This is a genomic window from Paracoccus solventivorans (assembly GCF_900142875.1).
Taxonomy (GTDB): Bacteria; Pseudomonadota; Alphaproteobacteria; order Rhodobacterales; family Rhodobacteraceae; genus Paracoccus; species Paracoccus solventivorans.
On sequence record NZ_FRCK01000001.1, the window covers coordinates 28,821 to 42,134 of the forward strand.

At 69.4% G+C, this 13,314-nt stretch carries 11 protein-coding genes and 1 pseudogene; 4 read left to right on the top strand and 8 right to left on the bottom strand.

Translation table 11 applies throughout. The features are described 5' to 3' along the window. Positions 1–48 precede the first annotated feature (48 nt). The gene (locus tag BUB57_RS00150; RefSeq protein ID WP_073060116.1) at positions 49–681 is read left to right on the top strand and encodes a CvpA family protein; all 633 of its coding nucleotides are present in this window, start codon (positions 49–51) and stop codon (positions 679–681) included. A gap of 131 nt (positions 682–812) precedes the next feature. Further along, positions 813–2,261: pseudogene (gene purF, locus BUB57_RS00155) on the top strand (amidophosphoribosyltransferase); the annotation flags it as partial. A gap of 101 nt (positions 2,262–2,362) precedes the next feature. Here the strand turns inward: purF and BUB57_RS00160 are convergent. The 3 genes from BUB57_RS00160 to BUB57_RS00165 all read right to left on the bottom strand — a co-directional run bounded on the left by BUB57_RS00160 (position 2,363) and on the right by BUB57_RS00165 (position 5,160). After that, entirely contained in the window at positions 2,363–3,367 is a 1,005-nt protein-coding gene (locus tag BUB57_RS00160; RefSeq protein WP_084731877.1) for a glycosyltransferase family 2 protein, read from the bottom strand. A gap of 33 nt (positions 3,368–3,400) precedes the next feature. Next, entirely contained in the window at positions 3,401–3,568 is a 168-nt protein-coding gene (locus tag BUB57_RS16660) for a hypothetical protein (protein ID WP_159435536.1), read from the bottom strand. Positions 3,569–3,783: 215 nt separating this feature from the next. Next, the gene (locus tag BUB57_RS00165; RefSeq protein WP_073060123.1) at positions 3,784–5,160 is read right to left on the bottom strand and encodes an aspartate aminotransferase family protein; all 1,377 of its coding nucleotides are present in this window, start codon (positions 5,158–5,160) and stop codon (positions 3,784–3,786) included. 145 nt (positions 5,161–5,305) lie between these two features. On the opposite strand from BUB57_RS00165, the gene BUB57_RS00170 reads away from it, so the two are divergent. Beyond that, complete coding sequence (locus BUB57_RS00170; RefSeq protein WP_073060126.1) at positions 5,306–6,241, top strand: LysR family transcriptional regulator; 936 nt, start codon at positions 5,306–5,308, stop codon at positions 6,239–6,241. Positions 6,242–6,303: 62 nt separating this feature from the next. Next, positions 6,304–7,110, top strand: coding sequence for a phosphodiesterase (locus BUB57_RS00175; protein WP_073060130.1), 807 nt, complete (start codon positions 6,304–6,306; stop codon positions 7,108–7,110). 3 nt (positions 7,111–7,113) lie between these two features. On the opposite strand, the gene BUB57_RS00180 is transcribed toward BUB57_RS00175, so the two are convergent. From BUB57_RS00180 to BUB57_RS00200, 5 genes are all read right to left on the bottom strand, one after another. Next, on the bottom strand, positions 7,114–7,332 hold the full coding sequence (locus tag BUB57_RS00180; protein ID WP_073060133.1) for a formate dehydrogenase subunit delta: 219 nt from the start codon (positions 7,330–7,332) through the stop codon (positions 7,114–7,116). Between the two features lies 1 nt (position 7,333). Beyond that, a complete protein-coding gene (fdhD, locus tag BUB57_RS00185) occupies positions 7,334–8,128 on the bottom strand; it encodes a formate dehydrogenase accessory sulfurtransferase FdhD (RefSeq protein ID WP_234951939.1) in 795 nt (264 codons plus the stop codon). 215 nt (positions 8,129–8,343) lie between these two features. Further along, a complete protein-coding gene (gene fdhF, locus BUB57_RS00190) occupies positions 8,344–11,223 on the bottom strand; it encodes a formate dehydrogenase subunit alpha (protein WP_073060138.1) in 2,880 nt (959 codons plus the stop codon). Then, positions 11,220–12,734, bottom strand: a complete 1,515-nt coding sequence (locus BUB57_RS00195; RefSeq protein ID WP_073060141.1) for an NADH-ubiquinone oxidoreductase-F iron-sulfur binding region domain-containing protein — start codon at positions 12,732–12,734, stop codon at positions 11,220–11,222. The genes fdhF and BUB57_RS00195 overlap by 4 nt, the downstream gene beginning before the upstream one ends. After that, positions 12,734–13,249, bottom strand: coding sequence for a formate dehydrogenase subunit gamma (locus BUB57_RS00200; RefSeq protein ID WP_084731881.1), 516 nt, complete (start codon positions 13,247–13,249; stop codon positions 12,734–12,736). The genes BUB57_RS00195 and BUB57_RS00200 overlap by 1 nt, the downstream gene beginning before the upstream one ends. Between the last annotated feature and the right edge of the window lie 65 nt (positions 13,250–13,314).

Here is a 13,314-nt window from a genome sequence, read left to right on the forward strand (position 1 = left end):
AGGCAGGGCCGCGGCGTGCTGCCGGCACCGGGCAAAAAGGGCTGACAGATGGACGGTTTCACCCTGATCGACGGCATCGTGGCGGCGATCATCATCCTTTCGGCGATCCTCGCCTATTCGCGCGGCTTCGTGCGCGAATCGCTGGCCATCCTGGGCTGGATCGGGGCGGCGGTGCTGGCCTTCGTCTTTGCCGGGGCGATGCGGCCGCTGATCGCGCAGATCCCTTATGTGGACAAGATCATCGCCGACAACTGCGAACTGGGGATGATCGCCGGCTTTGCGGTGGTGTTCGCGCTGGCGCTGGTGGTGTTTTCCATCCTGACGCCGCTGTTTTCCTCGGTCGTGCAGCGCTCGGCGCTGGGGGGCGTGGACCAGGGCATGGGCTTCCTGTTCGGGGTGGCGCGCGGGGTGCTGCTCGTGGTCATCGCCTTCATCGTCTATGACCGGGTGATGACCACCCAGCGGGTCGAGATGGTGGACCAGTCGCGCTCGGCGCAGGTGTTCCGGCAGATGAGCGGGCAGCTGAACGACCAGATCCCGCAGGATGCGCCGGGCTGGCTGGCCGCGCGGTTCGAGCAGCTGGTGCGCGACTGCGATGCGACCGGCGCCACGGTGACGCCCGCGACCGCCACCCCTGCCCCCGCCGCGCCCGCCGCCCCTGCCGCGCCGTCGGCGAACTGATCCCTTGTTAATCCGGCGCACAGCCGGGGCGTGACTTTTGCGCGCCGGCGCATTAGATACGGCACCGAAGGTCCGGGCGCCCGCGCGCGCCCCGCCGCCAGCCCCTGTTTTCCGAAAGCCAAGGCCCAGCCATGCAGCCCTTTCTCGCGGACCCCTTCGACAGTGACCGTCTGCACGAGGAATGCGGCGTCTTCGGCGTGATCGGCATGGCCGAGGCCGCCAATTTCGTGGCGCTGGGGCTGCATGCCCTGCAACATCGCGGGCAAGAGGCCGGCGGCATCATCTCGTATCACCCCGACAAGGGCTTCAGCAGCGCGCATCGCTTTGGCTATGTGCGCGACAATTTCACCAAGGCGTCGCTGATGGAGACGCTGCCGGGCGAGATCGCCATCGGCCATGTCCGCTATTCCACCGCCGGCGCCAAGGGCCCGGCGATCCGCGACGTGCAGCCGTTCTTCGGCGAGTTCGCGATGGGCGGCTGCGCCATCGCCCATAACGGCAACATCACCAACGCGGTCGCCCTGCGCCGCGAACTGATCGAGCGGGGCTCGATCTTCCAGTCCGGTTCGGACAGCGAATGCATCATCCACCTGATGGCGCGCTCGATCCAGCGCTCGATCCCCGAGCGGATGAAGGACGCGCTGCGCCGCGTCGAGGGCGCGTTTTCCGTGATCGCCATGACCCGCACCAAGCTGATCGGGGTGCGCGATCCGCTGGGCGTGCGGCCGCTGGTGCTGGGGCGGCTGGCGGGGGGCGCCTATGCGCTGGCCTCGGAAACCTGCGCGCTGGACATCATCGGCGCCGATTTCGTGCGCGAGATCGAGCCGGGCGAGATGGTGGTGATCTCCAAGGGGCTGATCGAAAGCTCGCGCCCCTTCGGGCTGTCGGCGCCGCGGTTCTGCATCTTCGAGCATGTGTATTTCAGCCGCCCCGATTCGATCATCGGCGGCCGTTCCGTCTATGAGACCCGCCGCCAGATCGGCGTGGAACTAGCGCGCGAGGCCCCGGTCGAGGCCGATCTGGTCTGCCCGGTCCCCGACAGCGGCACCCCGGCGGCCATCGGCTTTGCCCATGAAAGCGGGATTCCCTATGGGATGGGGATCATCCGCAACCAGTATGTCGGCCGCACCTTCATCGAGCCGACCGACCAGATCCGCAACATGGGCGTACGGCTGAAGCTGAACGTGAACCGGGCGCTGGTCGCGGGCAAGCGGGTGGTGCTGGTGGACGATTCGGTGGTGCGCGGCACCACCTCGCGCAAGATGAAGGACATGATCCTGGACGCGGGCGCGGCCGAGGTGCATTTCCGCATCGCCTCGCCCCCCACCGCCTGGCCGTGTTTCTACGGTGTCGACACGCCGGACCGCGACAAGCTGCTGGCCGCGCGCATGTCGCCCGAGGAGATGCGCGACTGGATGGGGGTGGACAGCCTCGCCTTTGTCTCGCTGGACGGGCTTTACCGCGCGGTGGGCGAGGCGGGCGGGCGCAACGACCGCTGCCCGCAATATTGCGACGCCTGTTTTTCCGGCGACTACCCGGTCGCGCCCTTCGACCAGCTGCAGCGCGGCTTTCGCATGAAGCCCGACCCGCTGTCGGGCGATGCCGAGGCCCAGCCCGACCAGTCCGGCTATGAGCCGGTGGACCACACGCTGACCCCCAACAGCGCCACCCGCGCCGCCAGCTAGTAATCCATGATCGCCGCGATCAGGGCGCCATAGCGGCGCTCGGTCTCGGCCTGGGCGGCGGCGACTTCGGGGATCGCCAGCAGCCGCGCGTATTCCGCGCGCAGGGCTTCGCCGTGGCGGCCGGAAAACCCGGTGTCGCGGATCCGCGCCGCGGCGATGCGGTCGAAATAACCCGAGGTGTGGCGGGCGTTCGCCTCGCCCTTGGGCGCCGCCCCCCGGCCGCGGTCATGGCGCAGCAGGTACGAGGCCAGCGACTTGACCGCGTAATGGTTGTAATGGGCCAGCCCGTGGCGGATGTCCTCGACCGGCACGTTGCGCAGCACCTCCCACAGCTTGCCGCCCGGCGGGATCGCAAAGCGCGAGCCGTCGGCGCGCAGCACGGTCAGCGCATCCTTGCCGCGATAGCCGACCACCGAGTGGTTGTGGATCTGCCGGAACCGCCCCACCCCGCGGGCCAGCGTCTTGACCGGCCGGTTGGCGCCGTGGCGCGCGGGCAGGCGCAGGGGGAACTGCTCGGTCACCAGCCCCGGCTGCCAGCGCGGGTCGCGGCTGGTGCCGAAGGTCAGCGGGTTCAGCATGATGATATCGTCGCCCGCATCGGCCTGCGCGGTCAGGTCCTGCACACGCCCGCCGCCGCTGGTCACGTCCAGAAACTCATCCGCATCCAGCACCATCAGCCAGTCGGCCGCATCCAGGCCGTGGCGGCGGCGAATCCCGGCATAGGCGGAATGCTGCGGCAGCTCGCCCGGCTTGACCCGGTTGCGGTAATGGGTGATCGCGCCCGCCCGGTCCAGCGCGTCCAGCAGCAGATCGGTGCCGTCGCGGCAGTCGTTCGAGGCGATGAAGATGCGGTCGAAGCCGATGGCGCGGTGATGGGCCACGAACTCCAGCACGAACGGCCCCTCGTCGCGCATCGAGCACATCAGCACATGGCCGCGCGCGCCGCTGGCGGCTCCTCCGGGCGCGGACGGGTCGTCCGGGGGCGTGGCTTGGTCCTGCATGGCTGCCCTGCTGCTGCGGGTGGCGCGCAGGCGTCAGCCCGGCGGCGCGGTCCCGTCCGGGTCGGCGCTGCGTTCGGATTCGGCCTTGGCCTGCCGGACGATCGAGTTGAACAGGTCCTGAACCTCGCTGTCGGACAGGTCGTCCACGGTGGTTCCGGGCGGCAACAGGGCTTCCACGGCGTTGCGGGTAGGATGATGCATGTTCTGCGCTCGAATGACTTGGAATGCTGCGCGGGCTGGATCCGCGCGCCGGATTGGCCGCCCGACATTCGAAATCTTATCCAAGCACCCGCGGCGACCCAAGGCGATGCCCCGACCCGGAACCATCACAAAACCGTGGCCGGCAGGAACCCGCCGGCCTGACGCTGCGTTACCGGCCTGCGGACGGTGATTCCGCCGCCCGCGGCTGGGGGGGGTCAAAGCCCCAGTTCGGCCTCGACCTCGCCGAGCGACTTCTCGACGATCTCGAACATCTCGTCGGCCTGCGCGCGGGTGATGATCAGCGGCGGGCAGAACCCCACGCTGTCGCCCATGTTGCGCGAGATCAGCCCGTTGCGCTGCATCGCCGCGTTCATCATCGCGCCCAGCCGGCCGACGGTGGTGACGGATTTCGCCGCCTTGTCCTCGACCAGCTCGACCGCGGCGATCAGCCCGACGCCGCGCACCTCGCCCACCAGCGGACGGTCGGCCAGCGTCGCCAGCCGGGCGCGGAAATGCGCACCCACGTCGCGCGCGTTCGCCACCAGATCGTTGTCCTGGATGATCGCCAGATTTTCCAGCGCCACCGCCGCCCCCAGCGGGTGGCCGCCGCCGGTGAAGCCGTGGCCAAAGGTGCTGATCCGGTCGCTTTCGTCCGCGATCGGGTCATAGAAGCGGTCGTTCATGACGATGGCGGAGAACGGCACATAGCTGGAGGTGATCTGCTTGGACAGCACCATCACGTCGGGCCGGATCCCGTAGAGGGTCGAGCCGAACATCTCGCCGGTACGGCCAAAGCCGCAGATCACCTCGTCGGCGACGAACAGGATGTCGTATTTCGCCAGCACCGCCTGGATCTTGTCGAAATAGCCGCGCGGCGGCACCACCACGCCCCCCGCGCCCATCACCGGCTCGGCCCAGAAGGCGGCGATGGTGTCGGGCCCCTCGCGCAGGATCAGCGCCTCGAGTTCCTCGGCGCAGCGGGTGGCAAACTGCTCCTCGGTCTCGCCCTCGCGGCCCTCTTTCCAGTAATGCGGGCAGGTGGTGTGCAGCACCCGCTCGATCGGCAGGTCGAACGAGCGGTGGTTGTAGGGCAGTCCGGTCAGGCTGGCCGCGGCGATGGTGACGCCGTGATAGCCGCGGATGCGCGAGATCACCTTTTTCTTTTCCGGCTTGCCCAGCGCGTTCGAGCGGTACCACACCATCTTCAGCACGGTGTCGTTCGCCTCGGACCCCGAGTTGGTGTAGAACACCTTGCTCATCGGCGCCGGCGCGATGGCGACCAGCTTTTCGGCCAGCTCGATGGCGGGGCCGTGGCTCTTGTGGCCGAAATTGTGATAGAAAGGCAGTTTCTCCAGCTGCCGCATGGCCGCGTCGATCAGCCGGCGGTCCTTGAAGCCGACGCCCACGCTCCACAGCCCGGCCATGCCCTCGATATAGCGGTTGCCGTTGTTGTCGCGGACATGGATGCCCTCGCCGTCCTCGATGATCATCGGACCGATCTCGGCGTGGCGGCGGGCGTTGGTATAGGCGTGGAAGTGATGCGCGATGTCCTTGGCCTCGGGGGTGTCGGCGAAATTGGTCAGGTCATCCATGTCGTGCGGTCCTGTCGTGCGGTGCAGTTGGGGCGGCGGTGCCACCGGCAGCCATGCGCCCTGGGCGCGCCGCTGTCGAGCCCCGAGTGCTTGACCAAGGTTTGATCCGATGCAAACCATGGCCCAAAATCGGGGGGAACGGCTCATGCCGCATCAGCGCATGTTCCGCGGCAGGCTGTCCGACATCGACATCGCCAGCCTGCGCGAGTTCATCGAGATCGTCGAGGCCGGCGGCATCACCGCCGCCGAAGGCCGGCTGGGCAAGGGCAAATCCGCGATCAGCTTGGGCCTGTCGCGGCTGGAATCGCGGCTTTCCATGCGCTTGTGCGAACGCGGTCGGTCCGGGTTCCGGCTGACCGAACAGGGGCAGATGGTGCATTCCGCCGCCGTCGAGCTGATGGCCGAGATCGCCCGGTTCAGCGATTTCATCGGCGCCGCCGCCAGCCGGCTCGAGGACGAGATCGCCATGTTCGCCGACGACAGCTTCCTGTTCGAGTTCGGCGAGCCGCTGGCCCGCGCCATCGCCCGGATGCATGATCGTTACCCGAATCTGGAACTGAACCTGCGGATGACCTCGCCCGACCAGATCCTCGCCTCGGTGCTGGAAGGCTCGGCCGACCTGGGGTTCACCGCGCTGATCGCCCCCAACAAGGCGCTGGTCGCCACCCCCGTCTGCAAGGAACGGATGGGCATCTTCTGCGGGCGCGAACATCCGCTGTTTGCGCGCGACGACGCGGCGCTGACCATGGACGAGCTGCGCCGCCACGGCTTCGTCGCCGCCGAGGTCGCGCAGGAGCCGGCGTTTTCCGATTTCCTCGGCGGGTTCCGCATCGCCGCCACCGCCCCCACCATCCTGTCGCGGATGGTGCTGGTGCTGTCCTCGCGCTATCTCGGCTCGTTGCCGCTGGCCTTCGCCGCGCCCTGGGTGGAACGCGGCGAGGTGCGCGAGATTGCGGTCCCCGGCAGCCGCGGCGCCAACACCTGCTATCTGATCCACCGCCGCGCACGGCCGCTGGGGCTGGGCGGCTCGATCCTGCGCAGCATGATCCTGGACGAGTTCGCGCGCGAAGCCGCGGGCTGAGCCCCCTTCTGTCCCGCCGTCCCGCCTGTATGCTGCCCCAGACCCCGCCGCGAGAGCCGCCCATGACCCGCATCCTGCAGATTTCCGACCCTCATATCGGCGTGACCGGCCGGCTGCTGGGCGGGATGATCGACACCGCCGCCGCGCTGAGCCGGACGGTGGAATGGATCGCCCGCAACCTGCGCGCCATCGGCCCGGTCGACGCGGTGATCGTCACCGGCGATCTGGTCGAATCCGGCCGCCCCGAGGAATACGCGCATTTCCTGCGGCTGATTGCGCCGCTGCCGCTGCCGTGGTTTGCCATCCCCGGCAACCACGACAACCGCGAGGTCATGCGAGAGGCGTTTTCCCATCTGCACTGGATGCCCGACCACGGCGCGATCAACCTGCATCTGCAATTCGACCGGCTGGACGTGGTGGCGCTGGACAGCCACGTCCCCGGCGCGGGCCACGGGATCCTGGGCAACGGCACGCTGGGGTTCCTCGACCGGGCGCTGGACACCGCCGGGCGGCGGCCGGTGCTGGTGGCGGTCCACCACCACCCGTTCCGTTCCGGGATCAAGGCCATGGACGCGCTGGCGCTGCTGTCGCCGGAACCGCTGCTGGCGCGGCTGGCCGGGCATCGCGCCGGGGCGCAGCTGGTCTGCGGGCATCTGCACCGCGCAGTAACCACGGTGGTGGCGGGCGTGCTGTGCCTCAGCTGCCCCAGCCCGTCGCACGCGGTGGCGCTGCGGCTGCAACCCGAACAGCCGCTGGCGCTGATGCTGGAACCGGGCGCGATCATGCTGCATTGCGCCGAGGAGGGCGCGATCCGCTCGCATCTGGTGCCGACCGCCCCCGCCCCCGGCCCGATCGAGGCCGGGGCTTGAAGCCTAGCCGCCCTGCCCCGCCGGGATGTGGATATGGGGCGCTGCCGCCTGCACGATGGGGTCGGCGGCGGCGCCGGCGCGCAGCGCCTCGATCAGCTGCGCGCGCATCCGATAGGTCCAGAAATCATTGATATGCCCCGCCACCGCCAGCTCGGGCTGGCCAGGCTGGCTGCGGAAGAAGTCGGCGATCTGGGTCGCCATGCGGATCAGCTTGTCGGGCATGTCACGCGCTCCTGATGCGCTGGGGGTGGGTGTAGAGGTCGAAGCTGCCGGCGCGGGCGCGCCCGATCAGGGTCAGGCCGGCGGCCTCGGCCCAGTCGATGGCCAGCCGCGTAGGGGTGCTGGCGCCGGCCAGCAGCCCGGCGCCGATGCGCGCGGTCTTCTGCACCAGATCGACCGACAGGCGCGAGGTCATCGCGATGATCCCGCCGCCGGGGTCGATGCCGCGCGCGGCCAGCGCGCCCACCAGCTTGTCCAGCGCATTGTGGCGGCCGACGTCCTCGCGCACCAGCGCCAGCTCGGGCGACCAGAAACCGGCGGCGTGGATCGCGGGGGTGTCGCGCCAGCGGCGCTGCCCCTCGGCCAGCGCCTGCATGGCCAGGGCGATGTCACCGGGGGCGGCGGCATAACCTGCGGCCACCGGCAGCACCGGCGGCAGCGCCGCGGCGATGCTGTCGACGCCGCAAAGCCCGCAGCCGACCGGGCCGACCATGCTGCGCCGGCGTTCGGCCAGACCGGCGGCAAGGCCCGGGCGCAGCCACAGCCGGGTTTCCAGCGCCGGCAGCCCGGGCAGCGCCGCGGGCGGCGCCACCGCCACCACCTGCGCATCGGTCACGTCGCCCGGCGCAGCAATCAGCCCCTCGGTCAGCGCGAATCCCAGCGCGAGATCGTCCAGATCATGCGGCGTCGCCATCAGCACCGCCTGGCTGGTGCCGTCCACGACAATGGCGACCGCAGCTTCCTCGGGCGGGGCGGGCGCGTCGGAGAGGTCCCAGCCCGTGCCCGACCAGCGCCGCAACGGGGACGCAGAGGCGGCCGGTCCGGCCGGCACTGCCGGACCGGCCGCGCGGGAAACCACCCCGCCTGGCCCTGCGCCTTCGGTTGCACCCGCCCTGCCGTCCGGGGACGGCGTTGCCTCACCCGGCGGGAACGCATCCGAAGCCCTGCCGCCCCCGCAAGGGGACGGATCGTTGTCTTTCACGGCGTCGCGGCGCGCGGTTGCGCCTGCGCCGGTCATTCCGCCGCCGGCAGGATGCGCCGCGACAGCTCGGCGTGGCGGGCATAGCTCTCCTGCCACTCGCTCGGCCCGTTCGAGGGGCTGACCTGCACCGCCGTCACCTTGAACTCGGGGCAGTTGGTGGCCCAGTCGGAACTGTCGGTGGTCACCACGTTGGCCTGGGTGCCGGGGTGGTGGAAGGTGGTGAACACCACCCCCGGCGCCATCCGTTCCGTCACCTCGGCGCGCAGGGTGGTTTCCCCGGCCCGGCTGGCCAGCCGCACCAGATCGCCCTGGCGGATGCCGCGGTTCTCGGCGTCATGGGGGTGGATCTCCAGCACATCCTCGGGGTGCCAGACGGTGTTGTCGGTCCGCCGCGTCTGCGCGCCGACGTTGTACTGGGTCAGCGTGCGCCCGGTGGTCAGCAGCAGCGGAAAGCGCGGGCCGCTGCGTTCATCGGTCGCGACATATTCGGTGTTGATGAACCTTCCCTTGCCGCGCACGAAGCCGTCGATATGCATCACAGGCGTGCCCAGCGGCGCCGCCGCGTTGCAGGGCCACTGCACCGAGCCCTCGCGGTCCAGCAGATCGAAGCTGACCCCGGCAAAGCTGGGAGTGGTCAGCGCGATCTCGTCCATGATGTCCGAGGGGTGGGCATAATCCCAGCCGCCGCCTAGCCGGTTGGCCAGCATCTGGGTGATTTCCCAATCCTCATAGCCGTTGCGCGGCGCCATGGCGCGGCGGACCATGTTGATGCGCCGTTCCGCGTTGGTGAAGGTGCCGTTCTTTTCCAGGAAGGTCGAGCCGGGCAGGAACACATGCGCATAGTTCGCCGTCTCGTTCAGGAAGATGTCGTGAACGATCAGGATGTCGAGGCTGGCCAGCGCCTGCTGCACATGGCTGGTGTTGGGGTCGGATTGCAGCACATCCTCGCCCTGGCAATACAGGCCCTTGAAGCGGCCGGCGGTCGCCTCGTCGAACATGTTGTTGATGCGCAGGCCCGGTTCCTCGGACAGCTCCACTCCCCAGACGCGTTCATAGATCGCCCTTGTCTCGGGGTCAGAGACATGGCGATAGCCGGGGTATTCATGCGGGAACGAGCCCATGTCGCACGAGCCCTGCACGTTGTTCTGGCCGCGCAGCGGGTTCACCCCGGTGCCGGGCTTGCCGATATTTCCGGTCAGCATCGCCAGGTTGGCAATCGCCATCACCGTGGTCGAGCCCTGCGAATGTTCGGTCACCCCCAGCCCGTAATAGATGCTGGCGCGGGGCGCGGCGGCATAGGCGCGCGCCGCCTGCCGGATCAGCTCGGCGGGAACGCGGCTTTGCGCCTGCACCGATTCCGGCGCGTGGCGGGGGTCCAGCAAGAACTCGCGATAGGCCAGGAACTCGTCCCAGTCGCAGCGCTCGCGGATGAAGGCGTCGTCCTGCAACCCCTCGGCCACGATCACATGCGCCATCGCGGTCAGCACCGCGACGTTGGTGCCGGGCATCAGGGACAGGTGCAGCCCCTCGCCGCCATGCACCGTGTCCAGCAGGTCGATGCGGCGCGGGTCGATCACGATCAGCCCCGCCCCCTGCCGCAGCCGCTTGCGCAGCCGCGAGCCGAACACCGGATGCGCGTCGGTCGGGTTCGCCCCGATCACCAGCGCCAGGTCGGTATCCTCGACCGAATCGAAGTCGTGGGTGCCGGCCGAGGTGCCGAAGGTGGTCTTCAGCCCGTAGCCGGTGGGCGAATGGCAGACCCGCGCGCAGGTATCGGTGTTGTTGTTGCCAAACACCGCCCGGGCCAGTTTCTGGACCAGATAGGTTTCCTCGTTGGTGCAGCGGGACGAGGTGATGACGCCGATCGAATCGCGCCCGTGTTCGGCCTGCGCGCGCCGCAGCCGCTCGGCGGCGAAATCCAGCGCCTCGTCCCAGGACACTTCGCGCCACGGGTCGGTATGATGCTCGCGCACCATCGGGTGCAGCATGCGTTCGGCGTGGGTCGCATAGCCCCAGGCAAAGCGGCCCTTGACGCAGCTGTGGCCGTGGTTGGCCTTGCCGTCCTTGCTGGGCACCATCTTGACCACGGTTTCCCCGCGCATATGCGCGTCGAAACTGCACCCGACCCCGCAATAGGCGCAGGTGGTTTTCACGATGCGGTCGGGGGTGCCGATCTGGATCACCGAGTTTTCCACCAGCGACCCGGTCGGGCAGACCTGCACGCAGGCGCCGCAGCTGACGCAATCCGACGACAGGAAATCATCCGACGCCATCCCGGCGCTGACCCGGCTGTCGAAGCCGCGGCCCTCGATGGTCAGGGCGAAGGTGCCCTGCACCTCTTCGCAGGCGCGCACGCAGCGCGAACAGACGATGCACAGCGACGGGTCAAAGGTGAAATAGGGGTTCGAGTCGTCCGGCGCCCGGTATTCCGGGTTCGGCATGCCGTCGTTCCACGGCTGCACGTGGTTCTTGCCGGGGGCATAGCGCATTTCGCGCAGCCCCACCGCCCCGATCATGTCCTGCATTTCCGAATTGCCGGTGATCGGGCTGCCCAGCAGGTCCTGCGGATGGTCGCTCAGGTAAAGCTCCATCACCCCGCGGCGGATTTGGGCGATCTCCTCGGTCTGGGTGTGGACGACCATGCCCTCGGCCACCGGGGTGGTGCAGGATGCGGGCGTGCCGCGCATCCCCTCGATGGCGACGACGCACAGCCGGCACGACCCAAAGGCCTCAAGACTGTCGGTGGCGCAAAGCTTGGGCACGGTGACGCCGGCCAGCGCCGCCGCCCGCATCACGCTGGTGCCCGCGGGCACGCTGACCGGGACGCCGTCCACGCTCAGCGTGACCGTCACGTCCGAGCGCACGGCAGGGGTGCCCAGGTCCCGCAGGTCGGGGATGATGAAATCCTTCATTCTGCAGCCTCCACCCGACGCGCGCGGCCGGTGAAATCGTCAGGGAAATGCGTCAGCGCCGACATCACCGGATAGGGCACGAAGCCCCCCAGCGCGCACAGGCTGCCCCATTTCATGGTGTTGCACAGATCGGCAAGCAGCGGCATCGCCGCCGGGTCGCCCGACGCGATGCGGTCGATGGTCTCGACGCCCCGGACCGAGCCCACGCGGCAGGGCGTGCATTTGCCACAGGATTCGACGGCGCAGAACTCCATCGCGAAACGAGCCAGCGCCATCATGTCGGCGGTGTCGTCGAACACCACGATGCCGGCATGGCCGACCAGCCCGTCCTTGCCGGCGAACTCTTCGTAGCCAAAGGGGGTGTCGAACAGCGCCGGCGGGAAATAGGCGCCCAGCGGGCCGCCGACCTGCACCGCCTTGACGGGCCGGCCACTGGCGGTGCCGCCGCCGATCTGTTCCACGATCTCGCCCAGCGAGCGGCCAAAGGCGATCTCGCATAGCCCGCCGTATTTCACGTTCCCCGCAATCTGCAGCGGCATGGTCCCGCGCGAGCGCCCGATGCCATGCGCCGCATAGGCCGCCGCGCCGTTGGCCATGATCCACGGCACCGTGGCCAGCGAGATGACGTTGTTCACCACCGTCGGCTGGCCGAACAGCCCCTGCAACGCCGGGATCGGCGGCTTGGCGCGGACCACGCCGCGCTTGCCCTCGAGGCTGTTGAGCAGGCTGGTTTCCTCGCCGCAGACATAGGCGCCGGCGCCGACGCGGACCTCCATGTCGAAGCGGTGGTCCGAGCCCAGCACGGACGCGCCCAGCACCCCGGCGACGCGGGCGATGTCGATGGCGGCGCGCATGGCGCGGATCGCGTCGGGGTATTCGCTGCGGATATAGACATAGCCGCGGGTGGCGCCGACGGCGATGCCGGCAATCGCCATGCCCTCGATCAGGGTGAAGGGGTCGCCCTCCATCAGCATCCGGTCGGCGAAGGTGCCGCTGTCGCCCTCGTCGGCGTTGCAGACGATGTATTTCTGCGCGGCCTCGGCCTTGGCGACGGTGGCCCATTTGATCCCGGTGGGGAACCCGGCGCCACCGCGGCCGCGCAGGCCGGAATCGGTGACCTCGGGGATGATGCGCGCGGGAGCGGCGATGGCGGCTTTCAGCCCTTCGAGCCCGCCATGGGCCTTGTAATCCTCCAGCGACAGCGGGTCGGTCACGCCGACGCGGGCGAAGGTCAGCCGGGTCTGCGCGCGCATCCAGGGCAGTTCCTCGACCGGCCCCAGCGCCTTGGCGTGGCCGCGCGGGTCGGCCAGGATCGCCGCCACCTCGTCGGGTTCGACCGGGCCGAAGCCGTGGCGGATGCCGTCGATCTCGATTTCCAGCAGCGGCTCAAGCCAGACCATGCCGCGCGAGCCGTTGCGGATCGGCTGCTGGCCGCAGGCGCGCACGGCGGCCGCCACCTCGTCCGCGCCCAGCGCGCGGGCGGCGGCATCAACGGGAACCCAGATCCGCATCAGCGCACCCCCCCGGCCAGTGCCACCAGCTTTTCGGTGGTGGCGCGTCCGACCAGCCGGTCGTCCAGCTGCGCCGAGGGGCCACAGGCGCAAAGGCCAAGGCAGAACACCGGCTCCAGCGTCAGCCGTCCGTCCGGGGTGGTCTCGTGCCAGTCGAGCCCCAGCGCGGCCCGGACCTGTTCCGCCAGCGCATCGGCGCCGACCGACTGGCAGGCCTCGGCGCGGCACAGCCGCAGCACATGGCGGCCGGCCGGTTCCTGCCGGAAATCGTGGTAGAAGCTGACCACGCCGTGGATCTCAGCCCGGCTCATCCCCAGCGCCTCGGCGATCACCGGCTGCGCGGCTTCGGGGATCATGCCCCATTCGGCCTGCACGTCATGCAGGATCGGCAGCAGCGGGCCTTCGTCGCCCAGATGGCGGGTGATGATCGCCTGCAACCGCTCGAGGGGCTCGCCTGCAAGCGCGGCAATCGGCGGCGTGTTCGGCGGGCGGTTGATGTTGGAGGTCGGCTGCATAAGGCTCCTCAAGTCGGCTGGCTTAGACGGCGGGCGACCGCAAGGTTACGCCCGCCATGATAGGC

Excerpts from the sequence above, each read along its gene's own strand:
- BUB57_RS00150 (WP_073060116.1), top strand. The coding sequence starts at position 49 with ATGGACGGTTTCACCCTGATCGACGGCATCGTGGCGGCGATCATCATC.
- BUB57_RS00160 (WP_084731877.1), bottom strand. The coding sequence starts at position 3,367 with ATGCAGGACCAAGCCACGCCCCCGGACGACCCGTCCGCGCCCGGAGGA.
- BUB57_RS16660 (WP_159435536.1), bottom strand. The coding sequence starts at position 3,568 with ATGCATCATCCTACCCGCAACGCCGTGGAAGCCCTGTTGCCGCCCGGA.
- BUB57_RS00165 (WP_073060123.1), bottom strand. The coding sequence starts at position 5,160 with ATGGATGACCTGACCAATTTCGCCGACACCCCCGAGGCCAAGGACATC.
- BUB57_RS00170 (WP_073060126.1), top strand. The coding sequence starts at position 5,306 with ATGCCGCATCAGCGCATGTTCCGCGGCAGGCTGTCCGACATCGACATC.
- BUB57_RS00175 (WP_073060130.1), top strand. The coding sequence starts at position 6,304 with ATGACCCGCATCCTGCAGATTTCCGACCCTCATATCGGCGTGACCGGC.
- BUB57_RS00180 (WP_073060133.1), bottom strand. The coding sequence starts at position 7,332 with ATGCCCGACAAGCTGATCCGCATGGCGACCCAGATCGCCGACTTCTTC.
- fdhF (WP_073060138.1), bottom strand. The coding sequence starts at position 11,223 with ATGAAGGATTTCATCATCCCCGACCTGCGGGACCTGGGCACCCCTGCC.
- BUB57_RS00195 (WP_073060141.1), bottom strand. The coding sequence starts at position 12,734 with ATGCGGATCTGGGTTCCCGTTGATGCCGCCGCCCGCGCGCTGGGCGCG.
- BUB57_RS00200 (WP_084731881.1), bottom strand. The coding sequence starts at position 13,249 with ATGCAGCCGACCTCCAACATCAACCGCCCGCCGAACACGCCGCCGATT.